Genomic DNA, 20,039 nt, shown 5'->3' on the forward strand with positions numbered 1-20,039 from the left:
CCAGCGAAGTTAGCGGCCGCCCATAATGGCAATGTAATCCTGCGTCCAGCGGCTATATGGGACAAATTTTCCCCCTTCTGCGATGGGCGTTTTCCAGAAGGCGATTTTGTCGAAATAGTTAAATCCATTAGTTTCACAGCCTTTATCGCCCAGCAACGGACTGGCTTTACAGCCTTCCGGCACCACAGGCAGTGAGCCAAACCAGGCTGCCACATCACCCTGCACTTTTGGTGTTAATGACCAGTTCATCCATTTGTAGGCACAAACCGGATGTTTTGCTTCGCTATGCAGCATAGTGGTATCAGCCCAGCCGGTGACGCCCTCTTTAGGGAAGACGGTGGCGATCGGTTGTCCTTCGCCTTTCAATGCGTTGGCCTGATATGGCCATGCGCTGGAAGCTACCACGCCTTCATTTTTGAAATCGCTCATTTGTACAGAGGTGTCATGCCAGTAGCGATGGATCAAACCATGTTGATCGCGAAGTACTTTCAGCACCGCCTGATATTGATCTTCGGTCAGTTGGTACGGATCGCTGATGCCCAACTGCGGCTGAGTCGCTTTGACGAACAGCGCGGCATCGGCAATATAGATAGGGCCGTCATAAGCCTGTACGCGGCCTTTATTGCTCTTACCGTCCGGCAGTTCCTGTTCCACAAAGACAACCTGCCAGCTATCCGGTGGCGTCGGAAAGGTTTTGGTGTTGTACATCAGCAGGTTCGGCCCCCACTGATACGGCGTGCCATAAACTTTGCCGCCAACGTTAAACCAGTCGCCCTTTACTACGCGTGGGTCGAGTGTTTTCCAGTTGGGGATCAGTGCGGTATTAATCGGCTGCACACGTTTACCCATAATCAAACGCAGTGAAGCATCACCGGACGCCGTGACCAGATCGTAACCGCCTTTGGTCATCAGGCTGACCATTTCATCGGAAGTGGCGGCGGTTTTCACATTTACCGCGCAACCTGTTTCTTTTTCGAATTGCGTAACCCAGTCGTATTGTTTATCGGTTTGTCCACGTTCGATGTATCCCGGCCAGGCGATAATATCCAGTCGTCCTTCCGGTTTATCTAAATTAGTGAGGGGTTCGGCGGCGTGGGCGGTCATTAAAGTCATGGTTAGCGCACACAGGCTGCTGCGGGCAAATGTCTTGCTCATAGGTCTTACTCCTGTTGTCATTATTGTCAGCAGCCGTGCCGTAAAAATATCTCCCTGTTTAACCATAGACGGCGCATTGCAGGCGTACCTTCGCCCCTGAAAATATTTAGTCAGGTTGTGAGCTAACGCGCATTACGCAATTTTAGAGGCTATCTTCTGGAGTATAGACAAGGGGTTAAGGAATACTGGAGCTATTCGAATTTCCTATTGCTCAACCGGAGGGAAATTAAATTGGAATCTATTTCAACTGCTCTTGAATAAGTTTGCCTAATTGTTTTACCGCTTGTTCTTCGCGTTCTCCCCACTGCCATGCAGTATTAAAACGAAAAAAACGTGACCAGTTTTCGCCAGTAGAAAACATTTTACCAGGCGCAATACTGATGTGATGTGCCAGTGCCTGAACACTTAATTCTCCCGCATCTAACGGTTCGGGAAGTTCCAGCCAGAGAAAATAACCACTGTCGTTATGGTGTATTTTGACTTCCACAGGCAGATAACGCAGCAGCGCCTGCCAGGCGCGTTGTTTGCGTTCCGCAAGCTGTCGACGTAGACGACGCAGATGGGCATCGTAGCGGCGTGTCGAAAGGTAATCCACCAGCGCAAGTTGCATCGGTGAGCTGGTGGAAAGCGTACTCATCAATTGCAAGCGTTGGATTTTACGCGCATGTTTTCCTGCGGCGACCCAGCCGATACGAAAACCTGGCACCAGGCATTTAGAGAATGATGAGCAATGCAGCACACGATCATGTTGATCCCAGGCTTTTGCAGGCAGCGGTTTTTCCCGCCCAAAGTACAACTCGCTGTAGACATCATCTTCAATCAGCATCACGTTGTACTGGTTGAGCAACTCTACCAACCGCGCTTTTTTCTGCGGCGTTAAGGTAAAACCGAGCGGATTCTGGCTGTTAGTCATTAACCAACACGCTTTCACCGGATACTCCTGTAACGCCAGTTCCAGCGCCTGAAGGTCAATCCCTTCGTTAACATCCGTCGCCACCGATAACGCTTTCAGCCGTAATCGTTCCAGCGCCTGCAACGCGCCGTAGAAACAAGGATTCTCTACTATCACCCAATCGCCCGGTTCTGTGACTGCTTGCAAACCGAGATTTAATGCCTCTAATGCACCGGCGGTAATGACGATTTCATCAGGCGAAATGGTGATACCCTGTAAGGCATAGCGGCGAGCAATAGCCTGGCGAAGCTCGGCATTCCCTGGCGGTAGGTTTTCGATCACGCTCATTGCCGTGGCGGTTTTGCTTACTTGCGCCAGCGAGCGGTTCAATTGTTGCAGTGGGAAAAGCCGCGGATCGGGAAAGGCTGAGGCAAACGGCACTACCGACGGATCGCGACTGGCCTGCAACATGTCAAAAATATAGGTATTAATATCGACAGCTTCATCACGTGTGACCGGAATGACTGGCGCTTTCTGCATTTTTATTGTCTGTGGCGCAACGTAATAACCCGACTGCGGCCGCGCAATAATATGTCCCTGACTTTCGAGCAACTGGTAGGCATGGCTGACGGTCATAAAGCTCACGCCAGAAAGCGCCACCTGTTCACGTAACGAAGGCAGACGATCGCCAGGCTGCCAGATGCCTGACGCAATTTGCTCGCGTAATTGTTCCGCCAGTTGCTGGTATTTTTTCATTTTTGAATCGTTATAGTGTGCAGGTGATCCGGCAGTCTATATCAGTTGTTAAAAATGACAACTTTGTGTTAACTGTAATTAAACCATCACCAGCGATAACTCTTTGCCAAGCGCCTTAGCCGCGAGCTGGACGGCGTCGATTTTTGTCGCATGGTGCAAATTAAATAGGCGAGTAATCTCCTGTTTAGGTTTGCCAATTCGTCTGGCTAACTCTTGCTGAGTGATTTCTGACTGTAAAAAAGCATTTAGCAGCAATACCTTAGAAGCAACACTTAAAGGTACTTCAATAAAGTGATCGTTGTTATTCAATGGCGAAGGTAACGGGATGAGTTCGTTATCTTCAAAATAAAAATCAAATGCGGTCAGTAAGGCATCTTTTGCTGCTTCCATCGCTTCAGCGACCGTTTCTCCCTGCGTCAACGCTTCGGGGATATCCACAAAAGAAACCATATAACCGCCTTCCGGCGCGGGTGTAAGAGTGACGGGATAACGCATAATTTCGACTGTCTCTCGCATGTCATTAACCTTTTTAATTGGCGATTAACTCAAACCGAGTTGTTTCAGAATTGCTTTACGCAATGGTTCTTTAATCTCTTCGCTGGGGTGACGCGGCATGACACTGCGCCTCCCGTGAAACCTGAGTTTTAAATGGTTGCTGCCATTCGCCACATCGACGCCCTGAGATTCGAGCCAACGTCTGAACTCGCTTTGTTTCACATCGCCTCCCTGCCGCTGAGTATATCAACAAAGTAAACATTAGTGTTTACCTCCGTGTGTAATTTGCTCGAAAATAGCACTTAATCGCCGCAACAGCAGAATGCAATGCAAAATCAGGAAGGCAGATTCCAGAATTTCTTTGCGCTAATTTGCAAAACAGAATAATAACCTCAAGAAACTGTCGGCATCATAGCGGCAAAAGGTAAGAAAAAGGTGGCGGGATGTTTACGAAGGCGTTATCGGTAGTCTTATTAACCTGCGCGCTGTTCTCCGGGCAACTAATGGCAGGACACAAAGGACATGAGTTTTTATGGGTGAAAAATGTGGATCATCAACTGCGCCATGAAGCGGACAGCGATGAATTGCGCGCCGTTGCGGAAGAATCGGCAGAAGGCTTACGCGAGCATTTTTACTGGCAAAAATCACGTAAACCAGAAGCGGGTCAGAGTTGAGTCGTTTGTTGCCGGATGCGGCGTGAACGCCTTATCCGGCCAACAATATCATGCAGATTCAATGAGCTGTGAATAACCCTGAAAACTTGCGGTTTATCCTTTCCGCTTCGGCAATGTTTTCAGCAGATCATCCGGGCTTACGGATGCAACAACGCTTCCCGGTAACGGCATTTTCAGAATGTGATTTTTGATTTTGCCGATGACGTGCATCTCACATGGACGGCAATCAAACTTCAGCGTTAACACTTCATCGCCGTTAACCAGTTGCATTGGTGTTGCCTTCCAGCTTTTGATATTGCCTTTCGCCTGCTTCGGACACAGATTGAAAGCAAAGCGCAGACAATGCTTGGTGATCATCACCGGAACCTCGCCCTTCTCTTCATGTGCCTCATACGCCGCATCAATCAGTTGCACACCATAGCGATGATAAAATTCACGCGCTTTCTGGTTGTAAACATTCGCGAGGAAACTCAGATGCGTTTGCGGATAAACCGGCGCAGGATCAGCAACCGGTTTACGGCTGCCGCGCTGGTAACTGGCAAGACGCGCGGCATCCAGCATTTCGGCGGCTTCACGACGGAACTGATTTAACAGGCTGTTTGGCACAAACAGCGCCCCCGGCAAGTTAATTTGTACATCACGAGCGTAATAGATAGTCTGCCCCAGCTTCGACAATCCCTCTTTCAGATTGGTGAGTGCTTTTTCGGCGTTATTCGCTTCGTCGAATTGCCCATCCAGGGTATGAGTGATGCTGACGCCCTCTTCGCTGGTTAACGTCAGAATGAGTTGTTCCTGCCAGCCGCCAAGTTCAATATCTACAGCGACCCGGCGCTCACTGGAGGTTTTGGTCAGCGCCTGTTGCCAGTTATGGTCAAGGTTACGGTTAAGCGGATGGTGTGGACGAATTTTATGCAGCTCTGCTGGCATCTCATTTGGCCAGACGCGGTACTGGTTTTTCCCCGTTTTCTCTACCGTGTTGGCACGAAAGCCGACGACTTCACGTTTAATCATTACGTTCAGACCATCGCCGTTAGCCAGCGGTTCGGTGACCTCAACATCGAGATGATCTTTAGCAACGTTCAATACTTCACCCACTGGCAGGCCAATAAATTTCGGGGAATCGAACGCGCCAATGTCGCCTTTACGCGCGTTAACAAAGTAGTCTGTACTGCCACGATGGAAGGTTTTTTCCGTCGAAGGTACAAAAAAGTGCTCGGTACGACCAGATGAAGCACGTGCCAGATCGCCACGTTCTTCAATAATGGCATCCAGCCTCTGGCGATAATGCGCGGTGATATTCTTCACGTAGCTCATATCTTTGTAACGCCCTTCAATCTTGAAGGAGCGCACACCAGCATCAATCAGAGCGCCAAGATTGGCAGTCTGATCATTATCTTTCATCGACAGCAGATGTTTTTCATAGGAAACCACCCGCCCCTGATCGTCTTTCAACGTGTATGGTAAACGGCACGCCTGTGAGCAATCGCCACGGTTGGCGCTACGCCCCGTTTGTGCATGAGAAATGTAGCACTGACCGGAATATGCCACGCACAGTGCACCATGAATAAAGAACTCAATGGTCGCGTCTGTGGCCTGATGAATCGCGCGGATCTGTTCCAGGTTAAGCTCACGCGCCAACACGATCTGCGTAAAGCCAACGTCAGAGAGGAACTTCGCTTTTTCCACCGTGCGAATATCACACTGCGTGCTGGCGTGCAGTTCAATCGGTGGAATATCAAGTTCCAGAATCCCCATATCCTGCACAATCAGTGCATCAACGCCGGTCTGATAAAGATCGGTAATCAACCGCTGCGCCGGTTCCAGTTCTTCGTCATGCAAAATGGTATTAAGGGTGACGAAAATTTTTGCGCCATAACGATGAGCAAATGGCACCAGTTCGGCAATATCTTTCAGGCTATTACTGGCGTTATGACGGGCACCAAAACCAGGGCCACCGATGTAAACAGCATCGGCACCGTGCAAAATAGCTTCGCGGGCAATGGCGGCATCGCGTGCCGGGCTTAACAGTTCAAGGCGATGAGAAGATACGGTCACTTTCTTATCCAGTAGCTGAAAAATGGCGGCTATTTTAGCCACAAGCGTGACGTTGCGAAATAGTTTTCCTGTTTAACTACGTGGGTAATGAATGAGGGAATGAAAATGCACGCTTTGCTCGTCACGGTTGCAATAGGCATGAGCGACATCGGCGGCAAAACGGATGCCTTCTCCACGATTAAGACTATGCCACACGCCATCAACGCACAGTTCAAGCTGCCCTTCGATGACGACGACATGTTCAATCACCCCCTTTTCGTGTGGCGTCGATTCACTTATTGCGCCAGGAGCCATCAGGATCGAAAAGTGTTCAAAGCAGAGTTGTGGATCATAAGGAAACAACGAGGTGATCACCATCGCCTGCTGTTGTGGATCATAAACTGATGGTATAGCGTTCTGCGGCGGCGAAATAAACGTCGAAAACGGCACGTTCATTCCGGTGGCGATTTTCCATAATGTCGCGACCGTCGGGCTGGATTCATTACGTTCAATCTGCCCTAACATCGCTTTAGAAACGCCCGTAACTTCTGCCAGTCGAGAAAGACTCCAGCCTCGTTGCTGACGAAGATATTTAAGCGTGGCGGATAAATAGTGAGCGAGATTTTCCATGCGACTCCTCCTGCAAAACAGGAGTTTATCACTTGTGCGTTATAACGGACAAATGCTACGGTGCCTGTCCGCTATAACGCACGAGGTGATTATGCGTCTGTTTTCTGTTCCTCCACCTACATTACTGGCGGGATTTCTGGCGGTATTGATCGGCTACGCCAGTTCGGCGGCAATAATATGGCAGGCAGCGATTGTCGCGGGTGCCACCACTGCGCAAATCTCCGGTTGGATGACGGCACTGGGACTGGCAATGGGGTTCAGTACTCTTGCCCTGACATTGTGGTATCGCGTGCCGGTTCTGACCGCATGGTCAACGCCTGGCGCGGCTTTGTTAGTAACAGGATTGCAGGGACTCACGCTTAACGAAGCCATCGGCGTTTTTATGGTCACGAACGCGTTGATTGTCCTCTGTGGTGTGACGGGATTATTCGCCCGCCTGATGCGCATTATTCCGCATTCTCTTGCAGCAGCGATGCTGGCCGGGATTTTATTACGCTTTGGTTTACAGGCGTTTGCCAGCCTGGATGGTCAGTTTACGTTGTGCGGAAGTATGTTGCTGGTCTGGCTGGCGACGAAGGCTTTTGCGCCACGTTATGCCGTAATCGCGGCTATGGTTGTCGGAATTTTGGTGGTAATACTGCAAGGTGACGTTGTCACAAAAAATGTTGTTTTTAAACCCGTTCTTCCTGCTTATATCGATCCAGAATTTTCGTTTTCTCACAGTTTAAGTGTTGCGCTACCACTTTTTCTGGTGACGATGGCGTCGCAAAACGCGCCGGGGATTGCAGCGATGAAAGCGGCTGGATATTCGGTTCCCGTTTCGCCGCTGATTGTCTTTACTGGACTACTGGCACTTCTATTTTCTCCGTTTGGCGTTTATTCCGTAGGGATTGCGGCAATTACTGCTGCTATTTGCCAAAGCCCGGAAGCGCACCCGGACAAAGATCACCGTTGGCTGGCCGCCGCCGCGGCTGGCGTCTTTTATTTACTGGCGGGTTTATTTGGCAGTGCCATTACGGGCATGATGGCTACCCTGCCCGTAAGTTGGATCCAGATGCTGGCGGGTCTGGCGCTGTTAAGTACCATTGGCGGCAGTTTGTATCAGGCGTTGCATAATGAACGTGAGCGCGACGCTGCTGTGGTAGCATTTCTGGTAACGGCGAGCGGACTGACATTGGTTGGGATTGGTTCAGCGTTTTGGGGATTAATTGCCGGTGGCGTCTGTTACGTGATGTTGAATTTAATGGCTGGTAGAAACCGATAATAAGAAGCGCCATCTTACGATGGCGCGACTGGTATTACTTTTTGTTAACGTCAAACATGGTGGCATCAGTCGCCATGTCATCAATAACTTGCTTAATGTTTTCGAAAGCCATTGGTGTACTTTCGTTATTCAGGTCTTTACCTTCGCCCTGGCGAACCACTTTAATCACCGGTTTGTTGGTAGCCGCGTCAATCAGCTCACCTTCAAAGTACAAGCGGGTATCCATGGTACGGTGACCCGTCGCCATTTGCGTCCCCGCAACAACTAATGCGACAGGAACAACTTCATAGAACTGTAACCCTTCTTTGCTGGTATCAACACCGGTAATAGCACCACGGAAAATCAGACTACGTGGGCCAGCGGTAGTCACCAGTGGTTTACGCTGCGCAATCGCTTCTTTCATTTCGGTGTTGGTATAGCTCAAAATTTTATCCAGAACTTTCTGCCCTACCTGGGTAGAGGCTTTTGGCACTGGGTAATAGGTGATCGGATTCCAGACAATGCTGTCATATTTGCTTTGATCAAAATTTGGATCAACCCAGCGCAATACCGGTTTGCCCGTTGCTGACGTTGTTTCTTGAAGGTTGGAGTAATTGTTTAAAAAACCAGAATATTTATCCGGCTGGGTGATTTTAGAGGCACAACCAGACAGAGCCAACAAACCGCATAAAGCCGCAACTTTCGCAATCGATGTGGTACGCATGAATAATTTCCTGAGATAATTATATTACTTTTTAAGTTATAGCAAAAAGCGCCGCTTCGTGTTGTGGCAAAAAAAGTGTTGTTGAAAATAAATTTTCCAGCCCCTTTTCTGACAATATAGTCAATGACGAAAAGGGGGCTGAGTCAATCATCAGTTGTTAATCTTCAGGATGTTAAGCTAATAAAAAACTTCGCTTCTTGTGATTTATTTCACACCATATTGATAAAAAACATGCCTACCGAAAAGAACAGCCGTTAATCATCTCTACGCGAAGCATTTCCATACGCATTGTCCTTTTCTGATTATTTTTTGCGCGCCAACATAGTAGCAAAACGTAGTTTAATACGATTACCGTTGGCGTCGGTTCGATGTAGTTCACCAACGTCTTCATTGTATTTCAGCATCTCCCAGCCTTCGTAATATCGACGCAACTCCCCCTCTTTGAAGGCAAATGGGAAGCCGACAGTACATGGGAAATCAGCGGTATCCATTGCCGCCACAATCAGGTTGTAACCGCCGGGTTTTGTGCAGCGCTGCATATTCGCAATCAGCCCTGGGATGGTTTTCGCCTCCAGGAACATCAGCACCACAGTAGAAAGAATAAAATCGTATTGTCCATCAAACGTGAGGCTATTCAGATCGACAACCTGAGTACGTAAATTTTCCAGATTTTCAATGGTTTTAATGCGCTCAACGTTGGCAATGCTCATAGCATTTTTATCCCATGCGTCAACATCAAAACCATTAGCTGCAAGGTAAAGGCTATTACGACCATTGCCACAGCCCAGATCCAGCGTTTTACCCGGTTTAACCACTTTCACGGCTTCCAGAACTTCGGAATGTGTGCGGGTTAATTCATATTTATCAGTAAAGTAGTTTTCATCACGAATGATCATTCTTTGTCCTCGGATTTCATTAAAACGGCGCGCTCAGTTCTGATTAATAATTTCCCCTGCATCAGAAGCGCGAAAGTACGGATGAGCAGTAATGCGATAATAAAATTGGTAAAGATAAATAGCGGCACCGCCAGCGTATGGAAAAAACCATTATCGCTGCCGCTACCCAGATGCAAACCGGTGGTTGCCAACGCGGATACACCGAACGAGAAACTCCAGAATGAGGCATTAAACGGTTGCGAGAGATACCACGGCATCAGGCGCAACATGAACAGTAGTTGCAGCAGCCCATAACCGAAAAGCATTTTCGCCAGTGTGTCACCCTCGCCACCGTTAACGCTTAACCAGGCGCTACAAGCGACCAGCGCAGGGGCAAGCTGAATACCGAGCGATGTCCGCAGCGCCGTGGGTAACTCACCCGAACTACGCAGCCGTTGAAGGATCACCGGTTCAAGACTCAACCAGGAGAAGACGCCAGCGCCTAAAAAAACCAGACCGGCATCAGTGTAACCTAACGCACCACAGGCCATTGCGCTGATAAAGTTATTGGCAACAGTCGGCAAATAAAGCCCCGGTGTCGTCGCTTCTTCAGGATGAGAACCGCGCCATAATCCGGCAGTTTGCCAGGCGGCGTAAACCAGTTGAATCACTACGCCAACGCTGAACAGACACACTGCCAACGGGCGATACCACGGCACGAAACCAATTGCTACCAGCATCGTCGTTGCCGGAAACAAACTAACAAAACTGCTCATCACCGGATGGCGCACTTCTGCCAGCACACTGTGCGGAAAGCGCACCAGCCGGGTGATAAATGCCGTGGTCAGTAATCCCCAAATGATCATCGCCAGGATCACCAGACCATCACCTAACCAGTGACTGACCTGCCAAACCTGGCTGGCATAGCGCCAGGCAAACCCCATCCCTATCGTTCCCAACACAATGCCAAAGTAGCCAGCCGGTAAATTGAGCACTTTATCGCTCTGTATCTTCTTACTCATTTTGTTTAATTTATAAAGTATATTTGAAATGCATTTTATGGAAATTTCTCAAACATAGCCAGAGTCGCAGAATTTGCTACGGTTATAGTAAGTCACCTGCGGGAAAACGCTATGCGCAAATATCGTCTCAGTGAAGAACAGCGAGCCTTTAGTTATCAGGAAGATGGCGATAAAAAGAGTGTGTTATTACGGCAGATTATTGCCGTAGCCGATTTTAACGATGTGATAACGGGAACCGCTGGCGGCTGGATCGATAGCGAAACGGCGCTGGCACAGGAGGGAAATTGCTGGATTTACGACCAGAATACCATTGCTTTTGGCGGAACGGTTATTTCCGGTAATACGCGTATCACCGGTAGTTGCGTGCTGCGGGGGGAGGTCTACGCAACGGATAACACCTGGATCGATAATAGTGAAATCAGCCAGGGTGCACATATAAGTGACAACGTCACGATTAGAGACTCATTAATATGTGGTCAGTGTAGAATTTTTGGTCATGCCTGTATCGATCAACATTCAATGATCGTCGCCACGCAAGGGCTAACGCCCGACCACCATCTTCTGCTGCAAATTTATGATCGCGCCAGGGTTAGCACCTCGCGAGTTGTCCATCAGGCGCAAATTTATGGCGATGCCGTCGTCCGGTATGCATTTATTGAGCATCGCGCCGAAGTTTTTGATTTTGCCCGTATTGAAGGCAATGAAGAAAACAACGTCTGGCTGTGCGACTGTGCGAAAGTCTACGGTCATGCACGTGTGATTGCCGGGACAGGAGAAGATGCCATTCCCACCCTTCACTACAGTTCCCAGGTAGCGGAACATGCCACGGTAGAAGGTAATTGTGTGTTAAAGCATCATGTTCTGGTTGGTGGTAACGCCATTGTGCGTGGTGGTCCGATTCTGCTCGACGAGCACGTTATCATACAAGGTGACAGTTGCATTACAGGCGCGGTAATGATTGAAAACCATGTGGAGATAACCGACCACGCCGTCGTCGAAGCCTTTGATGGCGACACTATTCATGTACGTGGTCCAAAAGTTATTAACGGCGAGGAACGTATTACACGAACGCCTCTGGCGGGATTATTGTGAATCGATAATGCGCGCGTATATATTCACATCATCGTAAGCATCGTTAAGGAATTCAGCCTGTTTCAGACAACCTTCCAGTGTAAAACCATTACGCACGGCTACCTTGTTGCTTTGCGGATTGTCCACCCGACATTTGATCACGAAGCGTCGTAGCTCACCGATCCGGGCATAATGATGAATAAACGCCTGCAGCGCCTGAGAAATAATCCCCTGTCCCTGATGGGACTCGTCCAGCCAGTAGCCGATTTCCGCCGTTTTATTCAGCGGTTCTATACGATTAAATGAGATAACGCCGACGAGTTCATCTTCTTTGAAAATCATGAACATTTTGGCATAGCCGCGTTGATGCAACATCATATTGCCCTGCACCGTTTTTCGCGTGTCCTCTTCGCTGTGCACAAACTGCGGCCAGTTTAACGATTGTTGTAACCAGGTTTTGTTTTTACAGGTTAATTGATACAGCGGTGTGACGTGTCTTTCTTCAACGGCACGTAATTCAAGTGATTCACTCACTTTAATCGTCTCGGTCATAATCCTTACATCAGTTTAAAAAGCCGCCCTGCTGGCGGCTTAGAAAGTTTACATCTCTTTGACGCTTTCCTGCTGCAGGATTTTAAGCATCTCATCCTTTAACTGTAACTTTTGTTTTTTCATGCGAACCACTTCCGCATTGTACCCTCGACCGTCAGAACCTTCCTTTCTGGCAATTTCATGATCAAGTTTATTGTGTTTATCGAACAAGGACATAAAGCGAGGATTTTCGTTTTTCAGACGGGATATTAAATCTCGGTATTCTGGAAACATACGCACTCCCTGTTAGTGGCTGACAAGGTGTATCTGAAATACACACCATCAGATTACTCATTTAACGTAAGGAAAAATGCGAGCAGGATCGTGTTTAACCAGACGGCACCCTCCGGAAGAAGGTGCCGAAGAAAAGACGATTAATTCATCACGCGATCGTCAACATACTGACGTTTATCCGGTGCTGGTGGGAAATATTGATACAGCCATGTTTCACTGATGGCATCGCCCTGACAACGTAGATACATCCGCATATCAACCGGTTCGGTAGAGTCCGAGGTCGGATACCAGTCAAACTGAATACGGTAACCATCTATTGGTTCAATGTAGAGAATTTCGATTTGCTTCGCTTCACCACTGGAAAGCGTGATGACCGGTTCAATCCCTTTCGGCGCTGCTGCTTTCAGATCACCACCGACAAAATCGACGGCGAAACGACGCGCCCATTTTTCCGGATAGTGTTCACCTGGTGCCCAGCCTTCCGGAAAACCACCCATGCCGGTACGCGTCGCCATAACTCGCGCTAATGGACAATGAACAGGAGGTTGCGCACTCCAGTACAGACGATACTGGAACGCCAGTTCGTCGCCCACTTTAATTGCTTTCTCCGGTTGCCAGAAACAGACAATGTTATCCAGCGTTTCCCCAGTTGTCGGGATCTCCATCAAACCGATAGTGCCTTTCCCCCACTGGTTACGTGGCTCCACCCACAGACTTGGGCGTTTATTGTACCAGCCCATGATGTCCTGATAATGGGAGAAGTCGCGATCCAGTTGCAATAAACCAAACCCTTTGGGGTTGTTGTCGGTATAGGCATTGAACTGCAATTTTTGCGGGTTATTCAGCGGACGGCAGATCCACTCACCATTACCCCGCCACATGGAAAGACGGTCGGAGTCATGGATTTGCGGATGGATGGTGTCACACATCCGACGTTCGTTAGTACCACAACTGAACATGCTGGTCATCGGCGCAATGCCCAGTTGTTTAATGTCTTTGCGCGCATACAGGTGATTCTCAACATCCATAATCACCTGGCTCTTCTCACAATGGATGGTGAACTTATAGGCACCGGTAATGCTGGCACTATCGAGCAACGCATAAACGGTAAAGGTGGTTGCACCCGGTTTTACCGTATCGAACCAGAAAGCGGTAAAGTCGGGGAACTCTTCTTTGCTGTCGGTATAAGTGTCGATCGCAAGACCACGCGCCGACAAACCATATTGATAAGTGTCATCAACAGCACGGAAATAACTGGCACCGAGGAAAGAAACTACGTCGCGGCGCGCCAGTTCTGGCGCTTTAAACACTCGGAACCCCGCAAAGCCGAGATCGCTTTGCCCTTCCAGTTGTTTGGTATCGACACCCGCATCGTTGTATTTGAATAACTCCGGGCGGAAGTGAATTTCGCGCGCCAGATGAGTTGCCGGATCGACAGAGAACATGCGCACGCGGCGACGGAATCCCATTCCCATATGGAAGAACTGAGCGTCAAGCTGGCGATTTTCAACGTTATGCCATAACGATTTTTCGGCGTCGTATTGAATGCTGTTATAGGCCTGAGGCGTCATTGTCGCCAGCGTATCGGGTAACGGACGCGGCGCGCCTCGCCACGTTTTTTGCGCTAAATCATGCGCCATTGACTGTAAAATAGAGAAGTCAAAACGCTGGGTTTGCCCGTCGGCAATGTCCGATTCTGCTGCGAACGCAGCCTGAGAAAAAAGAGAAGCAATGCCGCTAGTCCCGCACACGGCGGCCATAGCCATTGAACCTTTAATAAATCGTCTACGATCCATACCTGAAAGTGAGTCCTTCTGGTGTAGTGAATGGTCCCGCGCTGGTCGTATTCAGCGGCAAGAAAATGCTTGTTTATAACCGCTCACTCTAGACAATATTTATTAATAATCCAATTGTTAGACACAGAGAATCTGCACAAATTGGCATTTTTTTTCTGTCGATGGGAAGAGCCTGATTCGTTTGTAAAATCAGGCAAATTTTTGCAAAGTCGGATGCACCGAATTTTAAAGCAAACCACAGCGGCGTTTACTGCGTTCTTCCGCTTCCTGATAGAGCTGAAACTCATCAAACACCGGACACCCCAGCGCCTGTTCAAAAACTTCCCGGCTGGCATTGCCGCGACTGCGCATTTGCGTTTCATTGCCCAGATTCGACTGGAAGATCCCCGCAGCACTAACCGGCAGAAAATCCTCATAAGTAATAGGTTGCGCTACGACCCAACCACGTTCGATCAAAGGTTGAGGATCATCACCGGGATGAATCGCCCGACGATGTGCCTCACCCGACGGCGTCAGGCGATAACGAAACCATGCCAATCCATGCTGTCGCATCAGAAATTCACTGTCCGGAAAGGCACTAAAGGTTTCCTGCAGATGAAGTTGGTGAGTGAGATTATCCTGTCCTGTTCCGGCATTACGCAGAAGTACATCATACAGTTGCCGTCCTTTTGGCGTTAACGCCACACCGCGTTGCTCTATCTCGCCAAAGCGCGCGGTATGCGTCCCCTGCTTTTGCCCTGCAAACATGACCGACTCTTCCAGCGCCTTAAAGCTGGTCTGGCGCAGTAAAATCGGCACCTCGCGGCGCGGCGGTCCTTCGATCAGAATTTTGGGTTCGATACCGCATTCGGGCATCATCGACTGAACTCTGTCGATATCCAGGGTACGTGGCGTCAGGTGGTTAATATGGCAGCCGTGAAAACAGACCACATCAGCAATTAGTCGATGTTCGTTATGCAATGCGCGATAGGTTTCTTCATCCACCGTTGCCGATTGATGCCAGCGAAACGTCTCCAGAGCTTCCTGCACAAACTCCCGCGCCTGTGCTTCGCTAAAGCCACCTTCCTGATCATATTCATCTAACAGTTGTCGACAACGCGGGGTAAAGATATCGCGCTGATGCAAAATCTCCGCCGCCTTCTGGCGCAAGGTTTCGTTTTCGATAAGCTCAAGGCGAAGTAATGAGGTAAAAACCCGGAAAGGATTACGCGCCAGCGAGGCATCATCGATAGGACGAAATGCCGTGGAATGTACCGGCACGCCCGCCTGCGAGAGATCGTAATAGCTCACCGGATACATCCCCATAATGGCGAATATCCGCCGTAATGTAGCAAGCTCCTGCGCAGTTCCCACACGTATCGCGCCATGACGTTCAACGTTAAGTCGCGCCAGCTCATCCGCATTAACCATTTTTTCATGCAGTTGGGGATTGTTTTCCAGCACAGCCAGATTTACATCAGCTACCAGTTCCAGCAACGTACCGTACTGTGGAACTTCTTGCTGATACATGGCAGACATTGCCTGCGAAAACTGTTCCCGAATCTCATCCGCCGTGATGCTGTTCGCCATAATATCTGCCTCCAGTGGTCGATAATCTGGAGTGTAGGTAACTGCATTCACTCTGGTGTGAAGAATTTACAAACTGTGATCTCCCCGCGAAATCAGCAAAGCTGGACATTCCAAGGTAACAAAACTGCTTTAAATGTTAATAATATTTTGCAATCAGGTTATCATAATTAAACAACTTCACTTGTCAGCGGCACCGCTTCGTTTTTAACATCGCTTATGGAAAAAAATAGTCTGTTTAGTCAGCGCATCCGTTTGCGCCACCTTCATACATTCGTAGCTGTCGCACAACAAGGAACTTTGGGGCGCGCGGCTGAAACCCTTAATCTGAGCCAACCTGCGCTCTCTAAGACACTGAATGAACTGGAGCAATTGACGGGCGCTCGCTTATTTGACCGTGGACGTCAGGGCGCACAACTTACCTTACCCGGCGAGCAATTTTTAACCCATGCAGTCAGAGTGCTTGACGCCATCAACACCGCTGGTCAGGCGCTTAATCGTAAAGAAGGACTTAACAATGATGTTGTAAGAGTTGGTGCATTACCTACTGCTGCGCTGGGGATCTTGCCTTCCGTTATCGGTCAGTTTCATCAACAACAAAAAGAGACCACTCTGCAAGTCGCCACCATGAGTAACACCATGATTCTGGCCGGATTAAAAACAGGAGAAATCGATATCGGTGTTGGCCGGATGTCAGATCCTGAACTGATGACCGGGCTTAATTATGAATTGCTGTTTCTCGAATCACTGAAACTGGTTGTCCGGCCTAATCACCCACTCCTGCAGGAAAACGTGACGCTAAGTCGGGTACTGGAATGGCCTGTTGTCGTATCACCGGAAGGCACTGCACCACGCCAACATTCAGATGCGCTAGTACAGAGCCAGGGTTGTAAAATTCCTTCGGGTTGTATCGAAACGCTTTCAGCCTCTCTTTCACGTCAGCTTACGGTTGAATATGACTATGTATGGTTTGTCCCTTCTGGCGCAGTAAAAGACGATCTGCGTCATGCCACGCTGGTGGCGCTGCCTGTTTCGGGACAGGGTGCTGGCGAACCTATTGGAATACTAACACGCGTAGATGCGACGCTCTCTTCCGGCTGTCAGCTAATGATTAACGCCATTCGGAAATCAATGCCGTTCTGAAAGGTAAAGGGATCTTGAGATCCCTTCTTTAATCTTTTCACGCCGTTACCAGACTAACTGAATCCCCCGCCACTCGTTGAGCTGCCGGCGCAGACTGTTTCGTCAGACGGAATACATCTACCGCTTCAGTTAATCGCGCCGCCTGCTCTTCAAGGGATACCGCCGCCGCAGAAGCCTCTTCCACCAGTGAGGCATTCTGTTGCGTCACTTTATCCATTTCAGAAATCGCCTGACTGACTTGCGTTATGCCCCTGCTTTGCTCATCCGACGCAGCAGCTATTTCCTGCATGATATGCGTGACGCTCGCCACAGCGTCCATTATGGCACTCATGGTTTTCCCTGCTGTCGTCACCTCATTAGCTCCTTGCCCAATTAATCTGACTGATTCACTGATCAGGCCTTCAATTTCTTTCGCTGCCTGAGCGCTACGGCTGGCGAGTGTACGCACTTCACTGGCAACGACAGCAAATCCGCGCCCTTGCTCACCGGCCCGCGCGGCTTCAACGGCTGCATTGAGCGCCAGAATATTTGTCTGGAAGGCAATACTGTTGATCACGGCGGTAATTTCAGAAATTTTCTTGGAACTGCTGGAGATATCCCCCATCGTTTTCACCACGCCGGAGACCGTCTGCCCACCATCGCTGGCTTTAATGGAAGCCTCTTGCGCCAGACGGCTTGCGTAGTGGGCATTATCCGCATTCTGTTTCACTGTCACAGTGAGTTGCTCCATGCTGGCAGCGGTTTGTTCAATCGCCGCGGCCTGTTCTTCAGTGCGCGAAGAAAGGTCGGCATTGCCAGCGGAAATTTCGCTGGTGCCGCGATAAATCTCCTCCGCCCCCTGACGTACCGTCCCGACAGTCATCACCAGCGAATGCTGCATTTGCTGCAAATGACGGCTTAAACGGCCAATTTCACTGCGCCCAGAAGGTTCGTCAGCCATTGTCAGATTGCCACTGGCAATTTGTTCAATGCGTTGCGCAGCATGCTGCAGAGGTCGAATCACTATCCGACGCAAAACCATAAAGGTCATCAGCGTCATGACCAGGGCAAGCACAAACGCACCAATCATAAACATCACCCCCAGTCGAGTGCGCTGATGCGCCTGCTCCGTCAGATGATTTGCTCTGGCGCTACGTATTTCAACAGCGTTGTTTAAAATCTGGCTATAAACATTATCCAGCACTCGGATCTGCTCACTTTCATGATTAATAATCGCTTCGAACATGCCATTTTTGGCATATTTCAACATGGGTTGCAGACCTGTTATATAAGCCTGAAAACGTTGATTTAATTCAGCATCCAGAGCTTCATCATCACGTGTTTTCACACGGCGATTCTGGTAAGCGCGATAGCCTTGCTGCGACTGTTTAATCTGCAATTCTGCTTGTGCAATATTTTTTTTCATCTCTTCCATTTCTGCGATCCGACTCGCCGCCCCGGCCTGAATCATATTGATTCGGGCTGAACGCAAAAAATCAGAGCTATTTGCTAACCCCGTGCGAATCTGGATCTCGGCGGTGACATCTCGCTGATCGCGGTCAGCCTGCCAGAGAAAATATCCAGCCAGGGCTGAACTCAAAGCAAAAAGAAATAATATGCCGCCAAGAATGCAGGCAAATAACGGAACCAATCTGATGTGATGTAAAAAGCCTGAGCGGTGTGAGGATGTTGTATTCATGACCGTGGTCTCTCTTCCAGGTTTACTCCCGATAGAGGGTCATCGGCAATTGACGGTAATTGCTTACTGCCAAAAACCTGTTCATATCACATTTTTACAACAATTATTGCGATGAGAGATTATTACCGCCGGAATGAAGAAACCGGGAATCAGAAGGACGAAGGCCCCGATCGATAATGCTATCAACCGAAGCCAACGAATGAACCACACAATTCGGATGTTAGCCTCTTACCCGCCATCCGGCAAAGAGAAAGGCTATGAAGCGCCCCCCAGGTGGCGTGTCTGCTCATTATTTGTTTCACAATACTGGCATTCACACTCCTGACCCGACAAACGCTCTATGAACTGCGGTTCCGGGACGGTGAAAAGGAGGTGGCAGCCTCATGGCCTGCACGTCCAGGTAAGGGCAGCGCAGGGAGTTTTCCCCGCGTATCTGGCTGGCAGGTTCATTTTCTCATGGCACCCCTTTTTACTTTTCAGTTAGTGCACGTTTTTTTCGATGCGCTGATAGAACCATCGTTACAGACAAATTTGCCGCCAGCAGTGCAGTGAGAGATCCCCCCTTTCGAACCGGAACAAGGTTTTCGCCCTGCATCAGCATAAAAAGACATCAGTAATCCTATCAGTAAAATAAATGACAACTTCTTCATATAACCTCCATGGTTTGCCGAATCTTATGTTCGGTACAAAAGTTATACGCCGGACAGTTTTTATTTCACTTAGGGAGATCAAAGATTGGATTGGGGGAAATTGAGTAACGCTCTTAATAGAAAGATAATTTGATTAAATATTGGCCAGGCAAACATATAAACACGAATTCTGGTTTTATTTGTCATACAAATAAATATAATAGGTGCTTCCGATGTAGACCCGTATTCTTCGCCTGTACCACGGGTCTGGTTTAGTACAGGCGTTTTCTTTTACTGTTGTCAGGAACGCTTACGCGGCATCATGCGCAGAAGCGTATTGTCCTTCCAGAAATAGTGGTGCGCCAATGCAGCAGCGGCATGCAACCCAATAACGAAATACCCCAGATTTGCCAGCGTTTCATGCCACGATTTTAAGGTATCTACCAGATCGAAATTGGCCTCTGATGCATGAGGCATCATCACACCAAACGCAAACCACGGATTGCCACGGTTATACATCATCACCATGCCAATTATCGGCAGTGCGATAAACAGCAAGTAAATGACCAGATGCCCGAGATGCGCAAGCCCCGTCATCATTGGCTTTGGTTTAGGCACAATTGGTGGCGTTGGATATTTCAGTCTTAGCACGAGACGAAGCACCATCAGTACGAAAATCGAAATGCCACAGGAAACATGGATCATGTTGATAACCGGTCGATCGGCTCGCGGGAAAAATCCACGAAACTCCATCGCACAGTAAGCTGCGATAACCAGTAAAAAGACCAGCCAGTGAATACCGATTTGTAACTTTGAGTATTTATTTTCCAT

The 20,039-nt window shown here is 48.9% G+C and carries 20 protein-coding genes and 2 pseudogenes; 6 read left to right on the top strand and 16 right to left on the bottom strand.

Annotated elements, in window-relative coordinates; all coding sequences use genetic code 11:
* Nucleotides 1–9: 9 nt before the first annotated feature.
* From ydcS to hicA, 4 genes are all read right to left on the bottom strand, one after another.
* Nucleotides 10–1,155, bottom strand: a complete 1,146-nt coding sequence (ydcS, locus tag A31E_RS14735; RefSeq protein WP_000047463.1) for a putative ABC transporter substrate-binding protein YdcS — start codon at nucleotides 1,153–1,155, stop codon at nucleotides 10–12.
* Nucleotides 1,156–1,393: 238 nt separating this feature from the next.
* Nucleotides 1,394–2,803 carry an aminotransferase-like domain-containing protein gene (locus A31E_RS14730; protein WP_016248716.1) on the bottom strand — a complete coding sequence of 470 codons (1,410 nt, stop codon included), beginning with the start codon at nucleotides 2,801–2,803 and terminating at the stop codon, nucleotides 1,394–1,396.
* A gap of 78 nt (nucleotides 2,804–2,881) precedes the next feature.
* Nucleotides 2,882–3,298 (bottom strand): type II toxin-antitoxin system antitoxin HicB, encoded by a 417-nt coding sequence (hicB, locus tag A31E_RS14725; protein ID WP_077627724.1) that lies wholly within the window; start codon nucleotides 3,296–3,298, stop codon nucleotides 2,882–2,884.
* Between the two features lie 45 nt (nucleotides 3,299–3,343).
* Nucleotides 3,344–3,520 (bottom strand): type II toxin-antitoxin system mRNA interferase toxin HicA, encoded by a 177-nt coding sequence (gene hicA, locus A31E_RS14720; RefSeq protein WP_000813795.1) that lies wholly within the window; start codon nucleotides 3,518–3,520, stop codon nucleotides 3,344–3,346.
* 221 nt (nucleotides 3,521–3,741) lie between these two features.
* On the opposite strand from hicA, the gene A31E_RS0122530 reads away from it, so the two are divergent.
* Complete coding sequence (locus A31E_RS0122530) at nucleotides 3,742–3,972, top strand: DUF2554 family protein (protein ID WP_000494240.1); 231 nt, start codon at nucleotides 3,742–3,744, stop codon at nucleotides 3,970–3,972.
* A 93-nt stretch (nucleotides 3,973–4,065) separates the two neighbouring features.
* Here A31E_RS0122530 and rlhA read toward each other — a convergent pair whose 3' ends face one another.
* Nucleotides 4,066–6,027, bottom strand: coding sequence for a 23S rRNA 5-hydroxycytidine C2501 synthase (rlhA, locus tag A31E_RS14715; protein ID WP_024193578.1), 1,962 nt, complete (start codon nucleotides 6,025–6,027; stop codon nucleotides 4,066–4,068).
* Between the two features lie 72 nt (nucleotides 6,028–6,099).
* On the bottom strand, nucleotides 6,100–6,636 hold the full coding sequence (locus tag A31E_RS14710) for a helix-turn-helix domain-containing protein (protein ID WP_001516421.1): 537 nt from the start codon (nucleotides 6,634–6,636) through the stop codon (nucleotides 6,100–6,102).
* A gap of 52 nt (nucleotides 6,637–6,688) precedes the next feature.
* Here A31E_RS14710 and A31E_RS14705 point away from each other — a divergent pair, with 52 nt between their 5' ends.
* Nucleotides 6,689–7,900: a benzoate/H(+) symporter BenE family transporter gene (locus A31E_RS14705; protein WP_071990339.1), complete on the top strand. Its 1,212-nt coding sequence runs from the start codon at nucleotides 6,689–6,691 to the stop codon at nucleotides 7,898–7,900.
* A 34-nt stretch (nucleotides 7,901–7,934) separates the two neighbouring features.
* Here A31E_RS14705 and A31E_RS14700 read toward each other — a convergent pair whose 3' ends face one another.
* The 3 genes from A31E_RS14700 to tehA form a co-directional block, all read right to left on the bottom strand.
* Nucleotides 7,935–8,603, bottom strand: a complete 669-nt coding sequence (locus A31E_RS14700) for a DUF3313 domain-containing protein (RefSeq protein ID WP_001261035.1) — start codon at nucleotides 8,601–8,603, stop codon at nucleotides 7,935–7,937.
* A 302-nt stretch (nucleotides 8,604–8,905) separates the two neighbouring features.
* Complete coding sequence (gene tehB, locus A31E_RS14695; RefSeq protein ID WP_000586710.1) at nucleotides 8,906–9,499, bottom strand: tellurite resistance methyltransferase TehB; 594 nt, start codon at nucleotides 9,497–9,499, stop codon at nucleotides 8,906–8,908.
* Nucleotides 9,496–10,488, bottom strand: coding sequence for a dicarboxylate transporter/tellurite-resistance protein TehA (gene tehA, locus A31E_RS14690; protein ID WP_024191883.1), 993 nt, complete (start codon nucleotides 10,486–10,488; stop codon nucleotides 9,496–9,498). Before tehA ends, tehB begins: the two co-directional genes overlap by 4 nt.
* A gap of 123 nt (nucleotides 10,489–10,611) precedes the next feature.
* On the opposite strand from tehA, the gene ydcK reads away from it, so the two are divergent.
* Nucleotides 10,612–11,592 carry a YdcK family protein gene (ydcK, locus tag A31E_RS14685; protein ID WP_016248718.1) on the top strand — a complete coding sequence of 327 codons (981 nt, stop codon included), beginning with the start codon at nucleotides 10,612–10,614 and terminating at the stop codon, nucleotides 11,590–11,592.
* Here the strand turns inward: ydcK and rimL are convergent.
* From rimL to A31E_RS14665, 4 genes are all read right to left on the bottom strand, one after another.
* The gene (rimL, locus tag A31E_RS14680; RefSeq protein WP_001516425.1) at nucleotides 11,584–12,123 is read right to left on the bottom strand and encodes a 50S ribosomal protein L7/L12-serine acetyltransferase; all 540 of its coding nucleotides are present in this window, start codon (nucleotides 12,121–12,123) and stop codon (nucleotides 11,584–11,586) included. The genes ydcK and rimL overlap by 9 nt on opposite strands.
* 48 nt (nucleotides 12,124–12,171) lie before the next feature.
* Nucleotides 12,172–12,396, bottom strand: a complete 225-nt coding sequence (locus tag A31E_RS14675; RefSeq protein WP_001516426.1) for an HP1242/YdcH family protein — start codon at nucleotides 12,394–12,396, stop codon at nucleotides 12,172–12,174.
* A 140-nt stretch (nucleotides 12,397–12,536) separates the two neighbouring features.
* Entirely contained in the window at nucleotides 12,537–14,192 is a 1,656-nt protein-coding gene (gene opgD, locus A31E_RS14670) for a glucan biosynthesis protein OpgD (protein WP_071990832.1), read from the bottom strand.
* A gap of 225 nt (nucleotides 14,193–14,417) precedes the next feature.
* On the bottom strand, nucleotides 14,418–15,761 hold the full coding sequence (locus tag A31E_RS14665) for a 2-oxoadipate dioxygenase/decarboxylase HglS (RefSeq protein WP_016248720.1): 1,344 nt from the start codon (nucleotides 15,759–15,761) through the stop codon (nucleotides 14,418–14,420).
* 216 nt (nucleotides 15,762–15,977) lie between these two features.
* Between A31E_RS14665 and A31E_RS14660 the strand changes: the two genes are divergently transcribed.
* Nucleotides 15,978–16,901, top strand: a complete 924-nt coding sequence (locus tag A31E_RS14660; protein WP_000414559.1) for a LysR substrate-binding domain-containing protein — start codon at nucleotides 15,978–15,980, stop codon at nucleotides 16,899–16,901.
* A 37-nt stretch (nucleotides 16,902–16,938) separates the two neighbouring features.
* Here A31E_RS14660 and A31E_RS14655 read toward each other — a convergent pair whose 3' ends face one another.
* Complete coding sequence (locus tag A31E_RS14655) at nucleotides 16,939–18,579, bottom strand: methyl-accepting chemotaxis protein (RefSeq protein ID WP_016248721.1); 1,641 nt, start codon at nucleotides 18,577–18,579, stop codon at nucleotides 16,939–16,941.
* 199 nt (nucleotides 18,580–18,778) lie between these two features.
* Between A31E_RS14655 and A31E_RS26420 the strand changes: the two are divergent.
* Nucleotides 18,779–18,923: pseudogene (locus A31E_RS26420) on the top strand (hypothetical protein).
* Nucleotides 18,871–18,983 (top strand): annotated as a pseudogene (locus A31E_RS26070) (Hok/Gef family protein). Before A31E_RS26420 ends, A31E_RS26070 begins: the two co-directional pseudogenes overlap by 53 nt.
* A gap of 72 nt (nucleotides 18,984–19,055) precedes the next feature.
* On the opposite strand, the gene A31E_RS14650 reads toward A31E_RS26070, so the two are convergent.
* Nucleotides 19,056–19,229 carry a YdcA family protein gene (locus A31E_RS14650; protein ID WP_000736410.1) on the bottom strand — a complete coding sequence of 58 codons (174 nt, stop codon included), beginning with the start codon at nucleotides 19,227–19,229 and terminating at the stop codon, nucleotides 19,056–19,058.
* A 279-nt stretch (nucleotides 19,230–19,508) separates the two neighbouring features.
* On the bottom strand, nucleotides 19,509–20,039 hold the full coding sequence (gene cybB, locus A31E_RS14645; RefSeq protein WP_000428995.1) for a cytochrome b561: 531 nt from the start codon (nucleotides 20,037–20,039) through the stop codon (nucleotides 19,509–19,511).

Source organism: Escherichia sp. KTE159 (assembly GCF_000408805.1).
In the GTDB taxonomy this organism is placed as follows: domain Bacteria; phylum Pseudomonadota; class Gammaproteobacteria; order Enterobacterales; family Enterobacteriaceae; genus Escherichia; species Escherichia marmotae.